General features: G+C 45.3%; 20 protein-coding genes and 6 pseudogenes. 14 read left to right on the top strand and 12 right to left on the bottom strand.

What is annotated here, in order from left to right; all coding sequences use genetic code 11:
• Positions 1-390: 390 nt before the first annotated feature.
• The 8 genes and pseudogenes from QT979_RS29075 to nrdJ all read left to right on the top strand — a co-directional run.
• Positions 391-1,155, top strand: a pseudogene (locus tag QT979_RS29075) (leucine-rich repeat protein); the annotation flags it as partial.
• 459 nt (positions 1,156-1,614) lie between these two features.
• Positions 1,615-2,235: pseudogene (locus QT979_RS29080) on the top strand (DUF6745 domain-containing protein); the annotation flags it as partial.
• A 21-nt stretch (positions 2,236-2,256) separates the two neighbouring features.
• Positions 2,257-2,841: pseudogene (locus QT979_RS21335) on the top strand (ABC transporter permease); the annotation flags it as partial.
• A 364-nt stretch (positions 2,842-3,205) separates the two neighbouring features.
• Positions 3,206-3,631: pseudogene (locus QT979_RS29085) on the top strand (leucine-rich repeat domain-containing protein); the annotation flags it as partial.
• A 507-nt stretch (positions 3,632-4,138) separates the two neighbouring features.
• Positions 4,139-4,705, top strand: a pseudogene (locus tag QT979_RS29090) (DUF6745 domain-containing protein); the annotation flags it as partial.
• 431 nt (positions 4,706-5,136) lie between these two features.
• Entirely contained in the window at positions 5,137-7,299 is a 2,163-nt protein-coding gene (locus QT979_RS21345) for a DUF4394 domain-containing protein (RefSeq protein ID WP_333311622.1), read from the top strand.
• A gap of 163 nt (positions 7,300-7,462) precedes the next feature.
• Positions 7,463-7,750, top strand: coding sequence for a hypothetical protein (locus tag QT979_RS21350; RefSeq protein ID WP_333202236.1), 288 nt, complete (start codon positions 7,463-7,465; stop codon positions 7,748-7,750).
• A gap of 208 nt (positions 7,751-7,958) precedes the next feature.
• The gene (gene nrdJ / locus QT979_RS21355; RefSeq protein WP_333311623.1) at positions 7,959-11,252 is read left to right on the top strand and encodes a ribonucleoside-triphosphate reductase, adenosylcobalamin-dependent; all 3,294 of its coding nucleotides are present in this window, start codon (positions 7,959-7,961) and stop codon (positions 11,250-11,252) included.
• Positions 11,253-11,438: 186 nt separating this feature from the next.
• Here the strand turns inward: nrdJ and QT979_RS21360 are convergent, their stop codons facing one another.
• Complete coding sequence (locus QT979_RS21360; protein ID WP_333209489.1) at positions 11,439-11,657, bottom strand: hypothetical protein; 219 nt, start codon at positions 11,655-11,657, stop codon at positions 11,439-11,441.
• A gap of 161 nt (positions 11,658-11,818) precedes the next feature.
• Between QT979_RS21360 and QT979_RS21365 the strand changes: the two genes are divergently transcribed.
• Together QT979_RS21365 and QT979_RS21370 are read left to right on the top strand one after the other, a co-directional pair.
• Positions 11,819-12,019, top strand: coding sequence for a helix-turn-helix transcriptional regulator (locus QT979_RS21365; RefSeq protein ID WP_333081626.1), 201 nt, complete (start codon positions 11,819-11,821; stop codon positions 12,017-12,019).
• 52 nt (positions 12,020-12,071) lie between these two features.
• Entirely contained in the window at positions 12,072-12,239 is a 168-nt protein-coding gene (locus QT979_RS21370) for a hypothetical protein (RefSeq protein WP_333209487.1), read from the top strand.
• Between the two features lie 63 nt (positions 12,240-12,302).
• On the opposite strand, the gene QT979_RS21375 is transcribed toward QT979_RS21370, so the two are convergent.
• From QT979_RS21375 to QT979_RS21390, 4 genes and pseudogenes are all read right to left on the bottom strand, one after another.
• A complete protein-coding gene (locus QT979_RS21375; protein WP_333209486.1) occupies positions 12,303-12,638 on the bottom strand; it encodes a XisI protein in 336 nt (111 codons plus the stop codon).
• Positions 12,626-13,042, bottom strand: a pseudogene (locus tag QT979_RS21380) (element excision factor XisH family protein). Before QT979_RS21380 ends, QT979_RS21375 begins: the two are co-directional and overlap by 13 nt.
• Positions 13,043-13,109: 67 nt before the next feature.
• Complete coding sequence (locus QT979_RS21385; protein WP_333209483.1) at positions 13,110-13,271, bottom strand: hypothetical protein; 162 nt, start codon at positions 13,269-13,271, stop codon at positions 13,110-13,112.
• Positions 13,272-13,287: 16 nt separating this feature from the next.
• Positions 13,288-14,574 (bottom strand): Glu/Leu/Phe/Val dehydrogenase, encoded by a 1,287-nt coding sequence (locus QT979_RS21390; RefSeq protein ID WP_333209481.1) that lies wholly within the window; start codon positions 14,572-14,574, stop codon positions 13,288-13,290.
• Positions 14,575-14,904: 330 nt separating this feature from the next.
• Here QT979_RS21390 and QT979_RS21395 point away from each other — a divergent pair, with 330 nt between their 5' ends.
• On the top strand, positions 14,905-15,516 hold the full coding sequence (locus tag QT979_RS21395) for a DUF4126 domain-containing protein (protein ID WP_333209479.1): 612 nt from the start codon (positions 14,905-14,907) through the stop codon (positions 15,514-15,516).
• A gap of 430 nt (positions 15,517-15,946) precedes the next feature.
• Here QT979_RS21395 and hemH read toward each other — a convergent pair whose 3' ends face one another.
• Positions 15,947-17,110, bottom strand: coding sequence for a ferrochelatase (gene hemH, locus QT979_RS21400; RefSeq protein ID WP_333209476.1), 1,164 nt, complete (start codon positions 17,108-17,110; stop codon positions 15,947-15,949).
• Between the two features lie 390 nt (positions 17,111-17,500).
• Here hemH and QT979_RS29095 point away from each other — a divergent pair, with 390 nt between their 5' ends.
• Positions 17,501-17,836, top strand: a complete 336-nt coding sequence (locus QT979_RS29095; protein ID WP_445304798.1) for a class I SAM-dependent methyltransferase — start codon at positions 17,501-17,503, stop codon at positions 17,834-17,836.
• Between the two features lie 156 nt (positions 17,837-17,992).
• Here the strand turns inward: QT979_RS29095 and QT979_RS21410 are convergent, their stop codons facing one another.
• The 3 genes from QT979_RS21410 to QT979_RS21420 all read right to left on the bottom strand — a co-directional run bounded on the left by QT979_RS21410 (position 17,993) and on the right by QT979_RS21420 (position 21,709).
• On the bottom strand, positions 17,993-19,114 hold the full coding sequence (locus QT979_RS21410) for a hypothetical protein (protein WP_333311624.1): 1,122 nt from the start codon (positions 19,112-19,114) through the stop codon (positions 17,993-17,995).
• A gap of 368 nt (positions 19,115-19,482) precedes the next feature.
• Positions 19,483-20,199, bottom strand: coding sequence for a GDYXXLXY domain-containing protein (locus QT979_RS21415; protein WP_333209473.1), 717 nt, complete (start codon positions 20,197-20,199; stop codon positions 19,483-19,485).
• A gap of 109 nt (positions 20,200-20,308) precedes the next feature.
• Positions 20,309-21,709, bottom strand: a complete 1,401-nt coding sequence (locus QT979_RS21420) for a DUF2157 domain-containing protein (protein ID WP_333311625.1) — start codon at positions 21,707-21,709, stop codon at positions 20,309-20,311.
• Positions 21,710-21,900: 191 nt separating this feature from the next.
• Here QT979_RS21420 and QT979_RS21425 point away from each other — a divergent pair, with 191 nt between their 5' ends.
• Positions 21,901-22,515, top strand: a complete 615-nt coding sequence (locus tag QT979_RS21425; protein WP_333311626.1) for a Uma2 family endonuclease — start codon at positions 21,901-21,903, stop codon at positions 22,513-22,515.
• A 261-nt stretch (positions 22,516-22,776) separates the two neighbouring features.
• On the opposite strand, the gene QT979_RS21430 is transcribed toward QT979_RS21425, so the two are convergent.
• From QT979_RS21430 to QT979_RS21440, 3 genes are all read right to left on the bottom strand, one after another.
• Positions 22,777-23,073: a hypothetical protein gene (locus QT979_RS21430; protein WP_333311627.1), complete on the bottom strand. Its 297-nt coding sequence runs from the start codon at positions 23,071-23,073 to the stop codon at positions 22,777-22,779.
• Positions 23,074-23,329: 256 nt separating this feature from the next.
• Positions 23,330-23,566: a hypothetical protein gene (locus tag QT979_RS21435; RefSeq protein ID WP_333311628.1), complete on the bottom strand. Its 237-nt coding sequence runs from the start codon at positions 23,564-23,566 to the stop codon at positions 23,330-23,332.
• A gap of 27 nt (positions 23,567-23,593) precedes the next feature.
• Positions 23,594-23,809, bottom strand: coding sequence for a hypothetical protein (locus QT979_RS21440; RefSeq protein WP_333311629.1), 216 nt, complete (start codon positions 23,807-23,809; stop codon positions 23,594-23,596).
• A 244-nt stretch (positions 23,810-24,053) separates the two neighbouring features.
• On the opposite strand from QT979_RS21440, the gene QT979_RS21445 reads away from it, so the two are divergent.
• Positions 24,054-24,218: a hypothetical protein gene (locus QT979_RS21445; RefSeq protein ID WP_333311630.1), complete on the top strand. Its 165-nt coding sequence runs from the start codon at positions 24,054-24,056 to the stop codon at positions 24,216-24,218.
• The last annotated feature ends 58 nt before the right edge of the window (positions 24,219-24,276 follow it).

The raw sequence follows: 24,276 nt of genomic DNA on the forward strand, positions 1-24,276 counted from the left end.
CTCCAAGTCTTCTCTTCATCCCTTGGGCTTATCTTGGCAACTAGAATAACTGCTACCCCTACTTATTGAGCCGATACATCGATTCAATCATCACAAGCGTTTCAGGTTGTTCTACATTCACGACTCAAATAGACTTGCTATAGTCAATAGTCAACAGTCAACAGTCAACAGTATTCCCATTACCCATCCCCTATGCCCCATGCCCCCTGACCAATCTCGGAGTGTTTTATGTCAGAAAAACAACCAAACGATGTAATGAGTTTTAGCCGCTTTGCCGACTGGTGCAGGCATATTGACAGTCTTTCAGAAGAGGCAAGGCACACAGTTAAAGTGTTGTTAAAAAAAGCTGGCACTGATGACCCTGAAGCAGCGGAGCAGATACTTTCAAGCATGACAGAACTCGATCTCAACAGAAATCGAATTACCGACATCAGCTTCCTCGGCTGGCTCACCAATCTGACCACACTCGATCTCAGCTACAATCAAATTAGCGACATCAGCTCTCTCGGTTCGCTCACCAATCTGACAACACTGTCTCTCCGCGGCAATCAAATTACCGACATCAGCTCCCTCGGCTCGCTCACCAATCTGACCACACTGGATTTCGGCGACAATAAAATTACCGACTTCAGCTTTCTCGGCTCGCTCACCAATCTGACCACACTGAATCTCTACAACAATCAAATTACCGACATCAGCTTCCTCGGCTCGCTCACCAATCTGACCACACTCGATCTCTGGCGCAACCAAATTACCGACATCAGCTTCCTCGGCTCGCTCACCAATCTGACAACACTTTCTCTCGAAAACAATAAAATTACCGACATCAGCTTCCTCGGCTTGCTCACCAATCTGACAACACTGGATCTGTGCAGAAATAAAATTGCCGACATCAGCTTCCTCGGCTTGCTCACCAATCTAACCACACTCAATCTCGACAGCAATGGAATTACCGACATCAGCTTTCTCGGCTCGCTCACCAATCTGACCACACTGAATCTCTACCACAATCAAATTACCGACATCAGCGCCTTGCGTAAGCTCACCAATCTGACAACACTGCATCTCGGCGGCAATCAAATTACCGACATCAGCGCCTTGCGTAAGCTCACCAATCTGACAACACTGGATCTGTGCAGAAATAAAATTACTGATATCAGCGTGTTAGGCCTCCTCGCACAAAAACGTCTTACTCTCTCGACTACGCCAATTGATGCTCAAAAAGCCACAGAAGCAGTCAAAGTTGCCTATGCCACTATTGGCTTAGAAGAACCCTCCGTTATTGTTTGCAGCAGTCCCCGCGATGCTTTTCTCCAACTCTTCAACTTGCCCAAAGGCGACCATTCACCAAACTGGTCAAAGGAAGAGCATTGGGATAGATTGGGGAAAAAGCTAGAGTGGAAATGGATGTCCCCATCGATTGTGAGAGAATTTACAAATCCGGCGGTGTGGGAGTATGAGCTTGATCGCATGACGATCGAGTCCGAAGCAGACAGCACACTGAGTTCGCTAATGTACGAAGTTGTTGAGGAATATGCTCGATCGGAACGAACGATGGGGATTTTTTTTCCCGCTCATTTGTTATACCTGAAATCCGCTGAAACCCCCACGACTTTGTTTAAAGAAATCTATTTGACTCAATGGTATATTTCTTCATTAGGCGTCAATATTTCCCAAAAAGCTCAAGAAATACATCACTGCCAAAAGCAGCTTTTCGAGCATTGCGGTTGGATATTTCCCTTTGAAAAAATTTGCGCGGTGTGCGATCGCCCGCGCCACCTGCGCTTTGACAGTCAAAACCGCTTGCACGCGGAAGGAGAACCTGCCATTGAGTTTGCGGATGGATGGAATTTTTATTATTATCACGGTGTCAGATTGCCTGAAGAATATGGCAAAGTCCACCCAAATCAATGGCAATCCCAATGGATTTTAGCAGAAGATAATGCCGAAGTTCGGCGAGTGTTAATTGAAGAAATTGGTTACGCTCGCATTTGTCAAGAATTGTCAGCAAAACAAATAGATAGTTGGCAGGAGTATGCACTATTACAAATAGATGACGCCGATGATATAGATGACGCCTATGATGTCGAGCCGATTATTTTGTTAAAAATGACTTGTCCAAGTACGGGATTCATTCACGCTTTGAGAGTGCCGCCTGACCTGACATCAGCGAGGGAGGCAATTCGCTGGGTAAATTGGGATATTGATCCAGAGGAATTTTCCGTGCAGACTTGATATAATTGTGGCGAGGGATTTCTACAAGTAGTCAGCTACACTGGACAAGGATTTCCCAGCTCGCTCGCAGCAAAGCTGCTGCTATTTTTTGCTCAGAATACGAAGCCTCTGTTTCCCGTCGGAGGAATGACGAGTATTGACCACGCTGACTTACCGAATGTGGGGTCAAATCCTCGATTACGGCTGGCACTTAATTTTGCCAACAGTCGCTTTGAGCCTTACTGGTTTTGCTGTCCGGCAAAGATTGAGGCGCGGACAATTGTTGGACGTACTGCGTCAAGATTACATCCGAAAAGCACGGGATCGCCTGTTTGGCGGACGATCGAGTAATTTACATTCATGCTTTGCGGAATGCTGTTAATCCGTTGATTACGCTATTGGGTTTTGAGGCAAGCTAGTTTGTTGAGCGGTGCGTTTATTGCCGAATATTTCTTTAATTAGCCGGGTTTGGGAAAGCTGAATTTGGAGGCGGTTAACAATCAAGATTTGTATTTAGTAATGGCAAGTTTGATGATGGGTGCGGCGATGTTGATTGTTGGGAATTTGTTGGCGGATTGGCTGCTGAAAGCTGTCGCTCCTCGGATCAAGCTGGAAGATTTGAAATAGAAGACTTAACTCAGTGAGAAGATGTCAGTTGTAACTTAAATCTTGCACCATTCTAAATAATCTGTAGGGGCGGTCTCACCAACAGTTTTAAATAATACAGACAGGTTAAATAAACCCGCTCCCACCCACAAAAAAAGCCCCTTATTGATATTGGTGCAAGATGTCAGTTGTAAATAAAATTTTGTCCCTTTCCGAGTGTTTTATGTCAGAAAAACAACCAAACCAGCCAATGATTTTTAGCCGCTTTGCCGACTGGTGCAGACATATTGACAGTCTTTCAGAATCGGCAAGGTACACAGTTAAAGTGTTGTTAAACAAGGCTGTCACTGATGACCCTGAAGCAGCGGAGCAGATACTTTCAAGCATGACAATACTGTATCTTGACAACAATCAAATTACCGACATCAGCGTCCTCGGCTCGCTCACCAATCTGACAACACTGTTTCTTAACGACAATCAAATTACCGACATCAGCGTCCTCGGCTCGCTCACCAACCTGACAACACTGTTTCTTAACGACAATCAAATTACCGACATCAGCTCCCTCGGCTCGCTCACCAATCTGACAATACTGTCTCTTGACAACAATCAAATTACCGACATCAGCGTCCTCGGCTCGCTCACCAATCTGACAGCACTGTTTCTCAGCACCATTGAAATTACCGACATCAGCTCTCTCGGCTCGCTCATCAATCTGACCAGACTCGAGCTGTGCGACAATCAAATTACCGACATCAGCGCCTTGCGTAAGCTCACCAATCTGACAGGAGTGAATCTCTACAACATTCAAATTACCGGTCTGTGCGTGTTAGGCGAACTCGCGCAGAAACGTCTTACTCTCTCTACTAGGCAAATTGATGCTCAAAAAGCAACAGAAGCAGTCAAAGTTGCCTATGCCGCTATTGGCCTAGAAGAACCATCCGTTATTGTTTACAGCAGTCCCCGCGACGCTTTTCTCCAAATCTTCAACTTGTCAAAAGGCGACCATTCACCAAACTGGTCAAACGAAGGAGATGGAAATAGATTGGGGAAAAAGCTAGACTGGAAATGGATCTCCGTGTTCCCATCGATTGTGAGAGAATTTGCAAGTCCGGCGGTGTGGGAGTATGAGTTCCGGCGCATAAGGATCGAGCCCGAAGCAGACAGCATACTGAGTTCGCTCATGAGGGAATTGGTTGACGAATTTGAGCAATCGGAACGAAGGATGGGGAATGTTTTTCCCGCTGATTTGTTAGGCTTGAAATACCCTGAAACCCCCACGACTTTGTGTAGAGAAATCTATTTGAGTGAACTTTATATCTCTTCACTAGGCGTCAATATTTCCCAAAAGGCACAAGAAATACTTCGCTGTCAAAAGCTGCTTTTCGAGCATTGCGGTTGGATATTTCCCTTTGAAAAGTTTTGCGCGGTGTGCGATCGCCCGCGCCACCTGCGCTTTGACAGTCAAAACCGCTTGTACGCGGAAGCAGAACCTGCGATCGAGTTTGCCGACGGATGGAATTTTTACTATTATCATGGTGTCAAATTGCCGGAAGAATACGGCAAAGTCCACCCAAATAAATGGCAATCCCAATGGCTTTTAGTAGAAGAGAATGCCGAGCTGAGGCGAGTGTTAATTCAAGGGATTGGTTACGCTCGCATGATTCAAGAATTGTCAGCAAAAAAAATAGATAGTTGGCAGGAATATGCACTATTACAAATAGATAATGCCGATGTCGAGCCGATTTGTTTGTTAAAAATGACTTGTCCAAGTACGGGATTCATTCACGCTTTGAGAGTGCCGCCTAACCTGACATCTGCTAGGGAGGCAATTCGCTGGGTAAATTGGGATATCGATCCACAGGAATTTTCCGTGCAGACTTGATGATGGTTGTCGCCGCTACACACAAAGCCCACCGTCGCAGGCTTTAAGATTAAAGTTAAAAAATAATTTCTGACCGTACAGATCCAAAATTATAGAGTCAGCGTATATTACTAATGAACGCAGTACAAAATTTCATAGGTTCGCACCGCTAAAAATTTCAGCTTGCCTGTTTGCAGTTGAGCTGCGATCGCCCTTGGCTACACAGCCAACTATAAAATACGGCTAAGTGATCTTTATTTAGGATTGGGTTTATTTGAACCCGGTGGCTGGTTTATATATCATTTGATCTGCCTGTAATACTTTTATGGCAACCCACCCCTACAGCCGAAAATAACAAAAACTATCCTAAAAGTGCGAACTTGTGATATTTTAACTGAGAATACCACCGCCGTTAGGCAACAGAAGTATCAAATTTAGAGGCTGATTAGAAAATGGCAGAAATTAGAGGCACCGGCCAAGCAGACTTGCTAGCAGGAACTCCGGAAGATGACCTGATTTTTGGTTTGATGGGCACTGACACCATTGCCGGAAACTCTGGTAATGACAGCATTTTTGGAGGTAAGCAAAGCGATTTAATTGATGGCAATTCTGGTCAAGATTCGCTTTTTGGAGATTTAGATAACGACCTTATTAACGGCGGCGAAGGTAACGATTTTTTAGTGGGCGGAAAAGGCAGCGATTCCATATCGGGCAACTCCGGCAATGATGTTTTGTCGGGCGATCGAGATACTGATGTCCTGATAGGCGGAGACGGGGCCGACCTCTTTGTTTTGAGGCGCTACGCTGAGGCTGACCCTTCCCGTACCAGTGGCGGTGTTAGTTTGGCAAATGCCGACGCGATCGCCGATTTTGTACCAGGTACAGATTTAATCGGTTTGGGGGAAGGTCTTAGTTTTAGCGACTTGAATATTCTGGAAGCTGGAAACAATACTGTTATTCAAGACCGGGTAACAGGAGAATTTCTCGCTACTCTCCAAGGGGTGAGGCAAAGTGCGATTAACCAGGCAAGTTTCACTAATAATATTAGCAGCGTTGTTCCCAATCCCCCGCCTCCAGCGCGGACAACGGCTTATGCTTTAACTCCTGCTAATCGGATTGTCGGTTTTAGTCTTTCCAATCCGGGAAGTGTGATCTCAGATTTGCCCGTGACTGGATTGCAAGCGGGAGAAAGTTTGCTGGGAATAGATTATCGGCCGGCTAACGGTTTGCTTTACGGTGTGGGTTCTAGCAATCGCTTGTATACTGTCAATCCGATGACTGGGGAAGCAAGTCCAGTCGGTAACGGGGAGTTTGCTGTTCCTCTAACTCCGGGGGCTGCGGGTTTTGATTTCAATCCGACAGTCGATCGAATTCGGTTTGTCAATGAAGGCGATCAAAACGCCCGCCTCAACCCGGATAACGGGGCACTTGTGGATTTTGACACGGTGGCGGGGGGAATTCAACTCGACGGGAATTTAGCTTATGTTGCGGGCGATCGCAATTTTGGGTCAAATCCGGCTGCAGCAGGGGCTGCGTATGTGAATAACTTTGCCGGGGGAACTTCGACCACACTATTTGTAATTGACAGCGATTTCGATGTTTTGGTGCGACAAGATCCGCCGAATAATGGAGGGTTGAATACGATCGGATCTTTGGGAGTTGATGCGAATAGCGTTCTCGGCTTTGATGTCAGGAGTATTGGCGGCCGCGAGGTGGCAGTGGCGGCGCTGGAAGTTGGTGGCATTTCCGGCTTGTACAATATCAATTTAAGTAGCGGTCAAGCTTCCTTTGTCGGTCAAATTGCCGACGGGAGACAGATTAACGGTTTGGCTTTGCCTTTGCCTACAGCTTACGCTTTAACTGTTAGAAATGGCGCTGAAACAATTGTCGGTTTAAATGAGGCGGCACCGCGGGCGATTCTCAGTGATGCAGCAGTTACAGGGTTGCAGCCTGGAGAAAGTTTGCTGGGAATTGATTTTCGCCCCGCTAACGGTGTGCTATACGGTGTGGGTTCTAGCAATCGCTTGTACGCGATTAATCCAGTTACTGGGCAAGCAAGTGCAGTCGGTAGTGGCCAGTTTGCTGTTCCCCTAACTCCGGGGGCTGCGGGTTTTGATTTCAATCCGACAGTCGATCGAATTCGCTTTGTCAATCAAGCCGGTCAAAACGCCCGCCTAAACCCGGATACGGGGGCACTTGTGGATTTTGACACGCTGACGGGGGGAGTTCAACTCGACGGGAATTTGGCTTATGCTGCGGGCGATCGCAATTTTGGCAATCCCGGCGCGGCTGCTGCTGCTGCGTATGTGAATAACTTTGCAGGGGCAAATTCAACGACACTATTTGCAATTGACACCAATTTAGACATTTTGGTGCGACAAGATCCGCCGAATAATGGGGTGTTGAATACGATCGGATCTTTGGGAATTGATGCTGGTACCGTTCTCGGCTTTGATGTCAGGAGTGTTGGCGGTAACGAGACGGCTTTGGCTGCGATCGAGGTTGGCGGAGTTTCCAGTCTATACAATATCAATTTGACGACTGGTCAAGCTTCGATTGTCGGTCAAATTGGTGACGGGCGAGGGATTAAAGGTTTAGCACTGACTTTAATTTAACTGCTAGATTCCCAGCGATTTTAGGCATCAATTATGTACTTTTGAGGTAGAAAGTTGAAAAAAACTCAACTTTTATACAATCTGAAATTGTCAGTCTAAAATCGTTTGGGCAATTCCTAATTCCCCATTTGAGGTAACATATTATTTTGACAACCAAGATAAGATGTTATCTCAAGTTTTTTACTTGCTACGTTCCCGCAGTGACGGCAAATATCTGTCCGCGAATCCCAATCCTGATTCGGCAGTGAGTTACCTGCTGATGTTTCGCGAAGACTATGACGCTTTGAGCTATCTCAACGCCCACGCTGCTGATGTTGCCGATCGATTCGGAGTAGAATCAATTTCGGGTTCTCAGGTGAAAAAGCTGCTTGAACGTTGGGGCTTTAACGGTGTGGGGGTTGTTCAAGACCCGCTGTTACCCAATATTGAGTTTTTATTGACAAAGGATTGACAATTGACAAGATTTGGTATTCACCCGGTTTCAGGAAGAAATCGGGTTTTTTTGTCAAGTTTTGAGGAGCTCGCCCGATCGAGCTTGTACACTTCTGTGCCCCATATTTAGTGCAAATTGTCAAATATATTAACCTTTAACCCTAAATCTGAATCCTGTTGTATATTCGTAGTCTGTTGATTTATTCCGACACGTCAGTACACAACCTATGGTTAGAGAATTAGAGCGATCGAGTGCCAGCGATCAACGCAACCTGTCCGATTTTCCCGAAACAGCACCCGCAGCCAATCCAGTATTTTTTAGGACTTACAGCCGCCGTACCGAGACAGGGCGGGAGACTTGGGAGGAAGTGTGCGATCGAACAGTCAAGGGGCTGCAAAAGCTTGGAAACCTCACCCCCGAAGAAACACAACTGCTGCACCGGATGCAAAACCAGCTCAAAACCCTCGCTTCAGGCCGCTGGCTGTGGGTAGGTGGCAGCAAATGGATCGAGCAACCAGAGAATTTTTCCGGCGCATATAATTGCTCCTCAACAAATATTCTCGACTGGCGTTCCTTTGGTTTGTTGATGGATTTGGCAATGATGGGCTGCGGCACTGGGGCAGTCTTGGAACCACAATATATCAACCAACTGCCGCCGATTCGCAACCGTTTAACCCTAACCATGCAAGGCGAAATCGGCTCTACACCCGCCCAGTCGCGCCGCCAAGAAACAGAAGTAAAAATAGCAGAAAAAACTGCAACTATTTATGTCGGAGATTCTCGCCAAGGTTGGGTAAACTCCTATCAAACTTTGCTGGAATTATCCACAGATGAAAGATTTGCAGGAGAAGTTCAAGTTTTCATCGATTTGAGCGACGTTCGCCCGGTCGGAGAACCTTTAAAAGGTTTTGGCGGAGTAGCAAATCCGGTGAAATTGCCCGATCTTTATCAGCGCTGCGCCGCAATTTTGAATAAAGCTTTAGGGCGGCAGTTAAATTCAGTTGAATGCTGCGTGTTGATTGATGAAGCGGCGGTCACGATCGTCGCCGGCAATATTAGAAGATCTGCCGGGATGCGTCAGTTTTCTTTTGATGACGAACTGGGGGCAAATGCTAAAAATAATTTGTGGCAACAAGATGAAAGTGGCAACTGGAGAATAGATCCAGAACGCGATGCCCTTCGGATGGCCAACCATACGCGAGTTTTCCATACCAAACCTACACTAGAAGAATGTATTGATGCTGTCCGTAAACAGTATTACAGCGGCGAAGGTGCGATTCAATGGGCCGGCGAAGCTGTAGCTCGATCTAACGTTGATTTACTTTCTACACCGAGTCTTAAACTTGAGTTTTTGAAAGCTTATGACGAAGGAAAAGCTAAAGAGTGGTTGCAGGAACGCCATCCTAATATGACTGCTGGCGAGTTAGAGCATAGGTTAGTTCGTGTGGGCTTAAACCCGTGTGGTGAAATCATCGGCTCTAATTTTCATTGTGTCAGTGGCGACACTCTGCTAATTACTAGAGACGGACTGCATAAAATAAAGGACGTTCTTGGAACTGAAATCGAGATTTGGAATGGTAAAAGATGGAGCTGCGTCACACCATTTAAGACAGCGAGTGATACTTGTGGCGGGCGACGCAAACTTTATCGTGTAAAGTTTGGTGATGGTACTTATCTGGATGCCACAGAATATCATCGCTTTTTTGTCAAGGATCGCTTTGGTAAAGTTTACAGAGAAGTTCAAACCAAAGACTTGATGGATACAAGCCGCTATAGCATTCATACTGAACCTTTTACAATTCAGTATGAAGATGGCTTGAATATCGATTCAAGTTATGCTTACACTTTGGGGGTCGCTCTAGGAGATGGAACTACCGACAAAAATGACAATGCGAAAGTTCGACTTTACGAACATAAAATGGCATTGTCAGTAGCAGGAAATAAGTCTCCTGAAAGAAGCTATGACTATTTACCTGCTTTTACCGATGTAACTAACTTGAGCTTTTCTGGAGAGTTGCTGAAAAGTTTGAAAGTTAACCCAGAAGCACTAAATGTAATTGCGAGCTGGAATCGGCAAGCAATTTTACATTTTATTGCTGGATTAGCCGATACGGACGGCTCGAATACCCACAGTAATGGTATCAGAATTTATATTTCTGACCGCGATCGCGCTTTTAGAGTTCAGTTACTTTTGACCAAATGTGGTATTCGTTCGTCGCTAAATCTTTGCGCTCATCAAGGGTCAATTACTAATTACGGTGTCCGAAGTCGAGATTTGTACTACTTGCAAATTACTGAATGTGGTGAAATTCCTTGTCAGCGGTTAGATGTGAGCAAAGGGACGAATGCTAAACACAAAGGTAAATGGCAAGTGGTCAGAAGTGTCGAAGAATTACCAGGATTGCACGATACTTACTGCTTCAACGAACCAGAGTTTCATAAGGGAGTTTTCGGCAATACCCTAGCTGGAAACTGTAATCTTTCTGAGATCCACCTCAATCAAATTGACCCTTACAACTTCAAAGAACAGGAAGAAGCTTTCAGGGCTGCGGCTCTATCTGTCGCGGTACTTCTCAATCACAAATTTCTTGAACCCCGCTATCAATACAGCCGCGAATTAGACCCGATTGTCGGCGTATCTTTCACGGGATTGTTCGATTTCTTCGTTCATGCTTTTGGCGTTGAGTGGCTGCGCTGGTGGGTGGAAGGCCGCCCGCAAACTCCGCAAGGAATCGCTTTTAAACAGCGGGAAGAAGAGTATTTGAGTGGTTGGCGCGAGATTGTCGATCGGGTAGTATGGGATTATTGCGATCGTCATTCCTTAAAACGCCCCAATCGCTGCACAACCGTTCAACCATCGGGTACTAAATCTCTGCTGACAGGTGCTTCTCCCGGCTGGCATCCGCCGAAAGCCCAGCGTTTCATTCGCCGAATCACTTTCGGCAAAAACGACCCCGTAGCCCTCGCCTGCATCGACTACGGATACAACGTGATTCCGTCTCAATCTGACAAAGATGAAAACGGCAATTTGCTGAACAATCCCTTCGACGAACGCTGTACAGAATGGCTGGTAGAAATACCTGTTGCGGTAAGTTGGGCTGACTTGCCCGGTGCTGATGAAATTGACATTAACAAGTTCTCAGCGGCGGCACAAATGGACTTTTATATGCAGGTGCAAAAGTTCTATGTCAGACATAACACTTCAGCCACGATTGAACTGCGCGAAAATGAAGTGGAAAGTTTGGGCACTCGGATTTATGAAGCGATTCGCGATGATGAAGGCTACATTTCCGCAGCGCTTTTGGCTCGGTTTGATGCTCTTGAAACTTTTCCGCGTTTGCCCTTTGAACCGATAAACAAGGAAACTTACACCAAGATGGTGGAAGAGACTTTAGCGCGCCGCCAAATAGATGTTTTTCATGCGGCACTAAGTCGTTATGACTTAGGTGAAATGATGGATTCAGGGCCAGCGGGCTGCGATTCCGATAAGTGTTTGATGCCAGAGACTAAGGCTATGTAATAGCCTTGAAAGAAATCCCCCGTTTGGGGGATTTTTTTATGTTGTTTTTAAGTGCTGGTTCAGCAAAAATCGTAGGGGTGAGTTCACCAACCATAATTGCCTAAAATCAATAATCTCGTAAACCCGCCCCCACCCAACGACTAATTGTCACTCTCTCCCCGTGTCCGGGAAGGGATTCTTTGAAAATTACCGATCGAATGTTCTGTAGCAAGTGTCAGCTTGCTGCGACTCTAGCAAGTCGGGGTTAAATATCACCGCGAATTTCCCGCCAGGAACCAAGCGACGGAGAATCTCTAGATGACCGTCCGCATCCGATCGAGTGCGGAACTGACCAACTGTCAACCGCTGCATTTTGGGCAGCAAACGAACCAGCACCCAAGGATAAAGTCGTTCTTTGTAAGGCATAATTAACTTGTCTCCATTACGTATGGGAGCCAGAGCCAGTGCTGATAGGTTGGTAGCCGGGACGCACTGGCTTTCTGACGAATGTGATGTTCTCCTCTCATACTACGGACAAATTATGGTTAAGTCAACTTAACCATAGGAATTCTGAATTTGGATAGTTAATGAGTAGTGTGGGGGAAAAACTCAAACAGCGACGCCAATCGCTTTCTTTAACGCAGCAGCAAGTTGCGGATGAATTGGGCGTGAGTGTAACCACTGTGAAAAATTGGGAAGCGGGTAGACATATTCCAAAACTCTATCTCGAACAGACGAAAGTATTGTGCGACCTCCTGAAGCTGTCCTTAGACGATTTGGTAGATTAAATATTTTTTAAATTTGTAACTAATAGCAACATGATAAGAGGTGCAATTTCAGATGAAATTCCTGGGAAGCTGGCACAGACGATCGCCGGGTGCTGCGTGGCAGTTCTTGGCTCAACAATGCGATCCTTTGCCGCAGTGCCTATCGTACCAGGAAGCGGGCGAACGTCCGCACAACGACATCGGTTTTCGCGTTGCTTTGGTTTCCGGTTCTGTGCTGTAGTCTCCCATTTTGACAACTGTCGTTACAGAGACAAGGAGTATTAGACTCGGATTTGGTTTGATATTAAGCAACTGCAAACCCGGTATTAACGCGCATTTCAGGAGGATAAAAAGCCAGCACGATATCCTCTGGTAAAACTCCAGCTTCTAGCAATTCTTGAGTCACTCCTTCTTCAATCCCATCCCATTCAATCCAAATCTTCCCTTCGCGAAGGCGGAGGTGCAAAACAATATTGTGAACTCTGCCAGTTTGATTCCATCCTGCACCCATCAATAAATAGTTATCGTTTTGTCGATCGCAAATTGTCAGACTTTCAATTTCTGGCTGACTGGATTTATACTGTCCGTGAACGGCTACAATTTTTTGAACTATCTGCCGATAGTTTTCTAGCTTATCCATTGTACTATCTCCTCAGAACTTGCATTAAAAACAATTAACTTAATTTCTTGGTCTTGGAGGATCGTTTGAATAGAAACACGCATAAAAAATCCTTTATAAATTTGTTGAGGTACTGCTAAATATATTTCTCTTTCGGGATGCTGCCGCCTCAAAAAGCCTCGGTATATATTGTATTGTCCGACAGCTTTTTCTAGTTCGGAAACTAAGGAAGGACTCGTAAAGCTTTTGATTTCTACAACAATTTTTCGGTGATTCCTTTCAGCAGCGAATAGCTTCTCTGCTGCTAAATCCGCATAGAGACGCAGGTCTTAAAATTCGATTGTCAGCGGATCGTCTGTAATTTCCCAGCCCTCTTTGGCTAAAGCATTTTTGACGCAATCATGATAGATGTCTTGTCTTGGCATGGAAGTAATTATACCAAAAAATTGATCTGCCTTTCAGGGCGGTGTCGGACCAACGACCCATCGTGCGTTATTTAAAAATATCTTTCTGCTTCTGCAACAGCACAGTGGCGGTTAAATAAACTGCGGCGTGCAAACCTAAAATTCCCCAATTCCAAGCCAAGTTTTGCCAAGTCGGTTCGTAGACTGCACTTTTCTCGAATAAGTGCGGTAAGATTGTGCGATCGCACAATCTTACCGCACTTCCCTCAACCGTTCACATAATAATCCCGCGTTCCCTTCGCATTCATCGCTTCTCCGAGTCGATTTAACCCGTACACGTAAGCCGCAGTTCTCATGGAAACTGAAAATTCCTGAGATTTTTTCCAAATTGCCTCAGTTTCTTCGACCATTTTATGCTTCAACCGCTGGTTGACCTCCTCCAGCGTCCAATAAAGTCCGCTGCGATTTTGCACCCACTCAAAATAACTAACAGTTACGCCTCCCGCATTGACTAAAATATCAGGAATTACCTGAATTCCCCTCGCTTCTAAAATCAAATCAGCAGCAGAATCAATCGGCCCGTTAGCTACTTCAAAAATAAACTTAGCCTTAATATCATTAACATTCGCTTCAGTGATTTGATTCTCCAAAGCTGCTGGAACCAGCACGTCTACATCTAATGCTAAAAGCTGTTCATTTGTCAAGATTTCGTGTTCGATAATATTGCAAACAGAACCTTCACAGTAAAGAGCTTTGATACCTTTGTTAGAGTCTTTAAAGCCTCGAATACTGGGGATATCCAGCCCTTGTTTAGCATAAATTCCCCCTTGGGAATCGCTGACAGCAACAATTTTGTAACCTGCTTTCCAGAGCAGTTCAGCTATTTCGGCACCTGCATTACCAAAACCTTGTACCGCTACAGTTGTATCTTGAGGATTTAGCTCAAATTTGGGTAGAATAGTTTGTACTACAAAAAAAGCACCCATTGCTGTTGCCGTATCTCTGCCCAAGCTGCCGCCAATTGTCACTGGTTTTCCAGTCACCACCGCTGGAGAAAGCTGCCGCTTAATAATATTGTACTGATCCATCATCCAACCCATAATCATGGGATTGGTGTAGACATCCGGCGCGGGAATATCGACATCGGGGCCGATGAAATCTGCGATCGCATCGACATAGCCCCGGCTCAACCGTTCCAATTCCAGTTTGGACAATTCCTTGGGATTGAGAGTAATTCCGCCCTTGGCTCCTCCAAAGGGCAAGTTCAAAACTGCACATTTAAAAGTCATCCAAAATGCTAAGGATTGCACTTCATCCAGGGATACTCCCGGATGATAGCGCACTCCTCCTTTAGACGGGCCTCTGGTATTGTCGTAGCGCACCCGATAACCTTGAAAAATTCGTAGGGAACCGTCGTCCATCCGCACGGGAATCGATACAATTAAACTGGATTTGGGGTGTTTCAGCCGTTCGATCGTATCCTCGGAAAGGGACACATATTTTAAGGCTCGTTCTAATCGGCGGCTGGCATCGGCAAATAATGATTCAGACATAAGAAGTTAGTTGACTGTTGACTGTTGTTAGTTGACTGTTGTCAGAGAGAAGAAGGATTCGGGTGCTTAAGCTAATTTAATCACAATCCTGGTTGAATGCTGCCTCCTTTATTCTGACAACAGTCAACAGTTAACAGTCAACTGCGATATTGTCGATCGACAATATCGCAGTGCCAAGCAGGATTAAGCAGATACACTTACAATAGAGGGTGATATTTAAGCTCAAGCCTCAATTTGAGTTCGATAGCTCAAATCATAGCCAGCCATCAGGGGAATTAAATTCTGAAATAGATCGAGGCTTTAGCTGACGTTAGAAACTGAATTATTATTATGGTTGGACTCCTAGCCGCACTCTCTGCGTCTGCGGCAGGGGGTATGAGAATTGCCCTGCCCCTGCTGTTAATTGGTTTGTTGCGGATTGACAAACTTTGGTCTGAAATACCTCTATTGTCGGGGGTTCCCCCCCAGGTGGCTATCACCATCTTGGTGAGTTGGTCGCTGTTAGAGTTATTTGCTTCTAAAACCTTTGTAGGACAGCGGGTACTGCAAATTGTGCAAATTATTTTCAGCCCCATTGTAGGAGCAATTATGGGAATTGCGATCGCTCAGGTAAGTTCGATCGAGGAAATTATTGCTCACCCTTGGATGCTGTGGATAATTGGTATTGTCGGAGGTTTGTTGGCTTTAGTGCTGCAACTGGTACAAGCAGGATGGTTTTATCGGCTGCGGGGTTTGCCGATTTGGGTGATTTTCCTCCAAGATGTTCTGTGCATTTCCTTGGTTTTGTTTGCCTTTGACGCACCGCGGCAGGGAGGGCTAGTGGCGATGATGCTGCTGTGGCTGGCAATTCGCAGTTCTAAAGAGTGGTATCGCTGGTACAGAAGTCAGGGAATACCGGGCGATAGGGGAAATCCCCGCCGCCGCAAGCGCGATCCTGATTAATTAGTAATTAGTTATTTGTAATTAGTCATATCATTTACCCCACATTCCGCACTTCTTAACATAGTCAAAAATATGTTGACGAGAAAACGTCATCCTAGAAATTTAATTGCCAACATATTCTCGATAATTAATGACTATTGAGAACAAAGAAACACTCCTTAATAAAAGCTCATATTTCTACATATCAATAAAAGGCTTGTAGACAAAGAATTACAGCCATTTATTACCCAAAAATCTCCAATTAATGTTAAGACCTGCGGAATGTGGGATTTACGGTTGTTTCGGAATGATTTAACCGCAGAGACCGCAGAGGGCGCTGAGGAAGAGAAGGAAGAGATGAATAATTCCGATCCCAACGGATTTGATATCATTAGTCATGTGTAACAACAGTCAACAGTCAACAGTCAACTGCCAACTGTCAACTGTCAATTTAAAGCAATCCGATCGAGTGTAGCGGGCCTTGACCCGTAATTAACTCCAGCAATAGTGCCACAAAACCAATCATCGCCACACGACCGTTCCAGACTTCCGCCCCCGTGGTCAAACCCCACTCCCACTGCTCTTGAGGGTACATTTTCACTGTCTTGGAAGGGCGTATAACATCGGAGAATTTAACGCTGGGAGATTCGATCGACTCGATGACTAAATCAGCCAAGGCTTCAATAAACACCGGATGAGTATTCAGGGCGGGCACTCGGTAGAAATTTTGAATCCCCGATTCTTCTGCTAATTCTCGATACTCCATGTCAATTTCTTGCAGAGTCTCGATGTGTTCGGAAACAAAACTAATCGGAACGACCAACAAATCTTGGACTCCATTCTCTGCCAATTCGGTAATGGCGTCTTCGGTGTAAGGCTTGAGCCATTCCACCGGGCCAACCCGACTTTGATAAGCTAGAGTGTGTTCGTTCGATCGGTTCAAATGTTCCATAATCAGACGAGTGCAATCTTCAATCTCGCGCTGATAGGGGTCTCCAGCCTCTTCTACGTAGCTGAGGGGGACGCCGTGGGCACTGAAAAAGATGTGAACTTGATCGGGATTCGGATTGTGGTCTAGTTGTTGGGCTATCAATTCCGACATTGCCTGAATGTAACCAGGCCGCTGATACCAAGAAGGAATGGCGGTATATTGTATATCCTTGAGGGCAGGATCTTTGCCCCACATTTCTTCTAGCTGCCGGAAGCTAGAACCGCTGGTGCTGATGGAAAATTGAGGATACAGCGGCAAGATTGTCAAATGTTCGATGCGATCGCGCTTAATTTTGGCGATCGCCTCTTCAGTAAAAGGATGCCAATAGCGCATCCCCACGTATACTCGAGCATCCTGTCCCTTTTCTTGCAAGAGTTCTTGCAGCGAAGTGGCTTGTTCCTCGGTAATCCGCCGTAAAGGAGAGCCGCCACCGATTTGGCGGTAGTTTTCCTGGGATTTTTGAAAGCGCAGGGTCGAAATCAACCAGGCGAGCGGTTTTTGCATCCACGGAAACGGAATGCGAATGATTTCCGGGTCAGCAAACAAGTTGAACAGGAAAGGACGGACATCCTCGATTTGATCTGGCCCGCCCAAGTTTAATAGCAATACTCCCACACGACCCATAGCGGTTACAGCTCTCCCATCGTCTCAGTTCTGTTACTTATCTTTATCATATAACTTAATAATATCTTAAGTCGATAGCAAGGTATACATAATTTTGACTATGGCAACAATTTTTAGAGATTTAAGTTATCGGTATCAGTGTCTCTAGGATTGCGATCGCGCGTCTGGCTGCTTTGAGCGTAGGTGGCCAAGCTCGTTTGAGTCAACTAGCCTGGGAAAATTTGACCGTCAGGGCCGAAACTAAAGTTTTAGACGGTTGCTGCGGTAGCGGTCAAACTAAGCAATTTCTGGTGCAATATTTCCAGGATGTCACAGGACTTGACGCTTGGCCATTATCTCTGCAACGGCCAACGAAAAATGTACCATCAGCCAATAATTATTTAAAAGCTTTTGCCGACTGTCAGTTTGACAGGAGTACACAGCAGCGTTGCGATGCACGAAATGCAACGGGCGCAATTGCGACAAATCTTTCAGGAAGTATACCGCGTGCTTAAGCCCGGTGGTCTATTCATTTTGGTAGATATTCATCGGCATACAAATCCGGTATTTAGGTCAGGGTTGGCTGTATTTTTGTGGTTGTTTGAGACTGAAACTGACTTGGGGAGTTTGTTGGCAGAGGTAGAATGGCGATCGTACAATTCCGAAGAAGCTCAACAACCAAAACTTTATGCTGGCGGCAGCATTCAAGTAATCCAAGTTCAAAAGTCATTAGTCAGCAGTTATTAGTCAGCAGTCATTAGTCATTAGTAATGGACGCGCCAATTATTGACTAAACACTGCTGAATTCTTACTTTTAAAATAAGGAATTTTTACTCATCGCTAATCCTTCATAACTAATGACTAATGACTAATGACTGATGACTAATGACTAATGACTAATGACTAAACAAACTTTTTCGCTTCTGCCAAAGCTGCCTCAAACTTGAGCAATACATCCTTTTCTGTGTGAATAGCTTTCTCTTGTTCCAGCAGCGGGCGGCCAAAGCGAAAAATGCCGTCCTGTTCTACGTGGTCTACATAAGGCAGCGTTTCTGGATGCGGCAAAAATTTTCTACCGATTGGGTACGGCGTGTGGAAAGAAAAACTAAAATCCGGAAACTTGTCGCTCTTGATTTCTAGGTAGTAAAGCGAGTAATAATCTTTGATGTCGGAGTACACGCATTCGCGGCACTTATTTACCAATTTGCGGTTCTGATAAAAAAAGTCCCACTTATCCCAATAGTAGGCATCTTTCATCATTTCCTGGTGGTCGTCGCACAGTTCAAGATATAATTTGTCAGAATCAGCCGGACGGTAGAAGTAAAGCATGGCGTAGGGCATTTCAATCAGTAACTTGACTGCTTGATTTTTTCGCTGATACCATTCCTGCTGGTGAGTTTCGTAGACTTCCTTATATTTAATTGCTTTAAAGCTGTTGAGCTGATTTTCTTTGGCCCAGCGCGACGCCCAAACAGTCCAGTAAGCTAGCTGGAAGGTTGCTGAAATTTCTTCCGAACCTTGTTCTTTCCAGTCGGCTATGATTTTTTCCCACTCGGAACTAAAAGCTACTCGTGATAGTTCGTTTTCTTCAGGCGTTTCTGTATTGATTGGGGTGGGTATTTCGCGATTATTTTTAATCAGCCCTTTGGGTTCTTTGCGCCAATTATTAATATCGGTTGGCGTTAGACTTAAGATGAATCTTCGGTCGTGAACGGGATATTCTAAATGGATTCCTGATTTGCGGAAAGAGCGGTATTCTAAAATAGGGAGTTTGTCTTGTTCAATCCACTGCTGGCGTTCTGCTGGCGAACACTTGAGTATTGTTTCTACTTCTACCGGATCGACGGCTAATTCACTTTTGAATGTCTCCCAAAATCTTTCTTGTTCGGCGGGATTTGCTTCCAGCAGGGATACAATTCGGTTGACGAGATGATCGGTTTGGTCTGGGCAATTTTCGGGAAGTCCTAAGAAGTCGAGGAGTTTGGTCTTGAGTATTCGTCTGGCTGAGATTAGCTCGGCTAACATGAGAAGCTCCAGTAGAGTCATGACTTGCGCCCTTGAACTGGCAAGATTTGCACAAGTCTTATATATCTTAATAGATTCTCCTGGGTTGTCGGCAATTGAAATGTCGGCGCGAGGGAAGCTATCCCGATCGCGCCTGCGGGCCCGTTGCGGTAGGGTATCGCCGCACCTCGGCCCCATCCCTAAGCTAAAATACTCAAAACCAGGGCAAAAGGTCGATCGACCTTTTGCCCTTTTTGGCTAAAACTCATATGTTGCACCATTCTCAATCACTTGTTTGGGAACAGGCTTTTCGGCCTGTTCCACAAAATATAAATTTTCTTGTGGAACAGGCCGAAAAGCCTGTTGCTGACAATGGTGCGAGATATCAGCTAAAATCGATAATTGCGATCGCGCACCCACAAACTTACAGGCACAGCATGGCCTGTTTTGTCAACCTTTACTTCTACCAAAAAAGATTGTCGCTGCTTCCTTTGAGCTTCGCTAATGTCCTGATTGACTTTTTCCCTTTCATCCTCTGGCATATAATAAGTTTCTAAGCCGTATTCCATTTGCCAACCGTTATATTTGCCCTTAATTGCGATTTGATTGGCGGGCAAATTAACGGGATTTTCTCGACTGACGCGGACGGGTTTCCAAGCTTGGGGGCGCCCCGGATTAGTCGCGGCTTTTGGGGCTTCTAAGATTACATAAAAACTGGTTTGTGGTTTGAGATTGTGCGTATTTTTTGGACAAACAATTCCGGGCGGACAAGGCTTTTTTTCGGTAGGTAAATCTTTCCAGTCGGGGAGTTTTTGGAGATTTGTGAGATCGGAAATATCATATCTCAAAACTTGGTAATATCCGCGCAAAAAGTCGTAAGGATCTACTGGTGCTGTTTGCAGGACAACTGTTTTGCCAGTAATAAAAGTGTAAACTGCGGTCGCGGGTACGGCGGCAATTAGTCCGATTTGCAAGAGTAAAGGAACCCACATTCGCCACGCGGGAAGGCGTTTTGCTTCCGGGGGAAGGGTGAATGATGGGGGATTAGCGCTGGTATTTGCTATTTCGGAACTTGGAGGTGTTAAATCTGGATTTTCGGTGTTCATATTGGGAATTGGGAATTGGTTCGCAGAATAATATCGTTGACCTTTGAATCGGCATAATCATCTTCCGAGTGCAGTGCAAGGGGGACGATCGCACTATAGTAGAATGCTCCTATTCATCGGGGATTTTTGCGAAGTGGCGCTCGAACCACAAACCAGCAGCAATTACGCCTATTCCACACAAAACAAAGACAAATGATTTGAGCAACAATCCTGTGTTATATTCAAATACTCTGCTGATAATTTGCAGGGTAATTAATACCATGCCTCCCCAAAAAGTCCGGCGGTTTCCTAATGCTAAACCTTCTCGGATTAAGCCGACAGCGAGCAAAAATGATAAAACATTGAACAGAAAAGTTGCTAATTGAGGAAGGGGAGTAAAATTGAGGTGAATAAGCGGTATTAAAGCGCTGGCGAGGATTAAAATGCCGATCGCACTTGTAGTCAAATCCACTGCTTTTTGTCTTGGTCGCCGCAGTTCCAAACGTCCCAAGCGCAGCCATTCAAACAGCGTGAAACCGCCGAAAACAGCCACATTTGCCAGCAAAACCCAATCCGGCTTAGTTGGCGCAGGATTCGACGAATCTTGCCACAACCAGTGGAAAGAAAGAAAATAAAATAAACTGGCGAGAAACAGCAGGGCTAAACTGCGGGCGGTAGGTTGAAACAGCTTGCTGCGTACCTTCGGCCAGATTGCATCGTCGTATCCCCACAGCAAAGCGGGCGGTAGGGCGCAAAAAATTGCTGTACCCCAGGTTAGATTTAAGCCTTGGACGATAGAAACTTGTAGGGAAAAAATTATCGCGATCGCACCTATGGCAAAAATAGCACGCGATCGACACCAATAAGCCAGCGGCACAAACATTATACTGGCTGCGATCGGCATTTGCCGCACCAAAACTTCCAGCCAAGAAAACTCGACTTTGGAAGACCAATCTAACACGGCAAACCAATAGCCCCAACCGATTAAAAGTGCGGACAAAACGCCCAAAGAAGTCAACCGCAAACTGTAAGCCATTCCGAGCACGCCGATTCCCCAAGCAAGGAAAAGTCCGTAGGAAGAACCGCCAATATGGAACATTTGCGCCATCAATGCCATATTTGCTCCTAAAATCAGAGCTCCTAACAGCAAAAATCCTTCACCTAGGAGTTTGTTTCGCCCTTTTGTTGCGGGCATATTGGGATTGGAGTTTTTGCTTCGGGATGGGGGAATTCGCCACAGATAGAAACCTGCTGCATTGACTGCTACGAAAAGACTTAGCAGCAGTGCCACTCTCACTTCCCGCGACCAAACTTGCCAGTTTGCGGCGACAAAGGTGATGACTCCTATACCGAGGAGAATGCCGCCGAGACTCATCAGAATGCTGAGGAATCGGTTGCGGGAGGCGGTTTCGAGTGTGTTGAATTGGTAGCGTTCCGAAAGTTGTTGGTAGAATGAAGTGTCGATGAGTCCTTCTGCTTGCCAGAGTTTGGCTTGTTCTCGCAACTCGCGCCGAAATTTATCTGAAATCATTTTTAATATTCCAGAGGATTTGAACTGTGATAGTTTTTAATATGTCACTTGTGGGTCGATTGTCGATGGAGGCTGGGACACCTGCTGAACTTGCACAGCAGATTTGATTGATATCCTTCGGCTGTTGAAACCGTTTCTACATAAACAAAGTCCCAGCAGAAAGAAACGAATAAATCAAGGAATGTAATATTATGGTACAAGCTCACTCTAAAAAAATAACTTTTGACGAGTACCTTAATTACTCAAATGATACGGGTCAACGCTATGAGTTAATTGATGGGGAGTTAATAGCTTTGCCACCAGAATCTGAACCTAATAATTTCATTGCTAACTATCTATTTTTCTATCTTGCTAGCAGCGGGCTAGTGCCACTCAGGCTGATTAAAACGCATAATTGCGAGGTTCAAGTTGCCGTTTTGCGATCGGGAGATGCCGCCAACCGCTACCCCGATTTGATAATTCTGGAACCTGAACATATTCCGCTGACAGCAACCAGGCTAACTATCACTTTCGATATGCTGCCTCCTCGGTTTGTTGTGGAGGTAGTGAGTCCGGGTAGAGTGGGCAGCGATCGGGATTACGATCCTCTTCGAGGGCTTCGCCAACGCAAACGAGCTCAGTACGCAGCGCGGGGCATTGCAGAGTATTGGGTTATCGATCCAATAGAAGAAGTGGTGACAGTTTTGCGGCTTGAGGAGGGGCAATATGTTGAGGTTGGGGTATTTCGGGATGGAGAGGCGATCGTATCTCCGATGTTTCCACAGCTAAGTTTGACGGTTCAACAGATTTTGAGTGGAGAGGTTTAAGGGCGGATCAATAGCTAATTGGTTAGCATTCATCTAACCACCTACCGATTAGTGAAAATCTCCACCCTCAACCTGATTGAGGCCATGTTTCAATCCCTGATAGGGATTTAGGTTGATTGCAACCTGTAAGTTTCGCTAACAGTCACACCATTTTTAGATAGTGACGTGAGAATATCATCAACCTTACTTTGCTAAATAAATCTAGGCGAGGAAACTCTATTTTCCCCGCCTAAGCCCTGTAAACCTTGAGTATTCTATAAATCAAATCTCTGTAACTGATGTTTCAAGACCTGTATTACCTTTCTTAATACTTACAAGATAATTATTTTTATTAGCAGGTATAATTCGCTTAGCTGGTAATATATCATCACCCAATTTATAAACAAAAATATTTAATTCACAATCATGTGGTTCCAAAAAATGAACATCACTTATTTCAAAAACTTTGATATTGTTATTGTCCAATGTTATATCTTCAATATTACCATCTCGATAAATTACTTTCACCCGAACAGATTCACCATAAGTGTTGGCAACTTGTACAGTTCTGGAAGTCATGTTTTTATTTCGTTAATAGAGAGTAGATAAAATATATCATAATACATCAATTATTTATATAAATACCACTTAAACCCGCTACCGTCAGGTGGTGGCGGGTTTTGCTTTTTAAAAAAGTGTGAGGTTATCACTCACACCTGTGACGCAAAAAAGCTAGGGGGGAAAACGGGTATTTCCCAGCCTAGCGCTTGAAACTTTTAAAACAAGGTGGCAGGGTAAGGTTTACTCTGCATAACAGGTTTTTAAAATAGGATTATTACTGAGATTCTGATTGCTGACGAGCCATCTCTACTCCTTTGAAAACACCAAAGGCGACCAACCCTGCTACTGCCACAACACCCGCTACAGGTAAAGCTACGGTTGTAGTGGTGGTAAACCCTATAACTCCAAGAATCCCCGGAGCCGAAGAAGTAATTGTAGCAATTGTCACAGAACCTGTCCCAGTAGCTGCCGCTGCACTGGTAATAGCACCCACAATTTTCAAATCATCCATAGCTCTTCCCTAAGATATCTAAAATCATTAATTGAAAAACGCTTTCTTGAGTCCGTATAGTGCTAAACCGACAACAGCACCAGCAGCAACAACGGGTGCTGCACCAATTGCAACAGCCGTTCCGCCAACTGCTAAACCCATCCCACCTACTGCACCAGCTACGGTTGCTCCAGCCGCAGCACCACCAGCTACATACCCAACTACCTCTGTTTTATCTTCAGAGTCATCTTTATGATTAGACATTTATCATTTCTCCAAAAGAAAGGGATTACAAGTCCTTATTGCATATTCAACCTTTTTCAATTCAGTGTCTACCGAAAAAATACTTAAACATCAACTCTTTACATAAAGACCTGTGCCAGCCTCTCCGACATCTCCGACCGCGCTAGACCGTGCCAGCGCTCCGACCGTGCCAGCGCTCCGACATCTGAGAACTAATAACTGATATCTAATGACCACCACCGCTCCCATCGCTTGAGCCGTGGCTGTGGTGCGATTCTCACCCCTTCAGCCGTGCCAGCCATCCAATCACCCCAAAACCCCACACACCGCCCTAAATGGTGCATTTTTCACCCTTGCCAGTGCCAGCAGTCCGATCGCCTCTCACCTGGTCACAGTCGATCGCCTCGGACTCATCCGATCGCCCTGTTGAATCTGGCAATTTGAAGGGGTAACGACAGCCGAAAAAAATTACTCCCTCAAAACAACAC

Source organism: Microcoleus sp. w2-18bC1, from assembly GCF_036700365.1.
Lineage (GTDB): Bacteria > Cyanobacteriota > Cyanobacteriia > Cyanobacteriales > Microcoleaceae > Microcoleus.

Coding starts and splice junctions, on each gene's coding strand:
- QT979_RS21345 (WP_333311622.1), top strand. CDS start 5,137: ATGGCAGAAATTAGAGGCACCGGCCAAGCAGACTTGCTAGCAGGAACT.
- QT979_RS21350 (WP_333202236.1), top strand. CDS start 7,463: ATGTTATCTCAAGTTTTTTACTTGCTACGTTCCCGCAGTGACGGCAAA.
- nrdJ (WP_333311623.1), top strand. CDS start 7,959: ATGGTTAGAGAATTAGAGCGATCGAGTGCCAGCGATCAACGCAACCTG.
- QT979_RS21360 (WP_333209489.1), bottom strand. CDS start 11,657: ATGCCTTACAAAGAACGACTTTATCCTTGGGTGCTGGTTCGTTTGCTG.
- QT979_RS21365 (WP_333081626.1), top strand. CDS start 11,819: ATGAGTAGTGTGGGGGAAAAACTCAAACAGCGACGCCAATCGCTTTCT.
- QT979_RS21370 (WP_333209487.1), top strand. CDS start 12,072: ATGAAATTCCTGGGAAGCTGGCACAGACGATCGCCGGGTGCTGCGTGG.
- QT979_RS21375 (WP_333209486.1), bottom strand. CDS start 12,638: ATGGATAAGCTAGAAAACTATCGGCAGATAGTTCAAAAAATTGTAGCC.
- QT979_RS21390 (WP_333209481.1), bottom strand. CDS start 14,574: ATGTCTGAATCATTATTTGCCGATGCCAGCCGCCGATTAGAACGAGCC.
- QT979_RS21395 (WP_333209479.1), top strand. CDS start 14,905: ATGGTTGGACTCCTAGCCGCACTCTCTGCGTCTGCGGCAGGGGGTATG.
- hemH (WP_333209476.1), bottom strand. CDS start 17,110: ATGGGTCGTGTGGGAGTATTGCTATTAAACTTGGGCGGGCCAGATCAA.
- QT979_RS21410 (WP_333311624.1), bottom strand. CDS start 19,114: ATGTTAGCCGAGCTAATCTCAGCCAGACGAATACTCAAGACCAAACTC.
- QT979_RS21415 (WP_333209473.1), bottom strand. CDS start 20,199: ATGAACACCGAAAATCCAGATTTAACACCTCCAAGTTCCGAAATAGCA.
- QT979_RS21420 (WP_333311625.1), bottom strand. CDS start 21,709: ATGATTTCAGATAAATTTCGGCGCGAGTTGCGAGAACAAGCCAAACTC.
- QT979_RS21425 (WP_333311626.1), top strand. CDS start 21,901: ATGGTACAAGCTCACTCTAAAAAAATAACTTTTGACGAGTACCTTAAT.
- QT979_RS21430 (WP_333311627.1), bottom strand. CDS start 23,073: ATGACTTCCAGAACTGTACAAGTTGCCAACACTTATGGTGAATCTGTT.
- QT979_RS21435 (WP_333311628.1), bottom strand. CDS start 23,566: ATGGATGATTTGAAAATTGTGGGTGCTATTACCAGTGCAGCGGCAGCT.
- QT979_RS21440 (WP_333311629.1), bottom strand. CDS start 23,809: ATGTCTAATCATAAAGATGACTCTGAAGATAAAACAGAGGTAGTTGGG.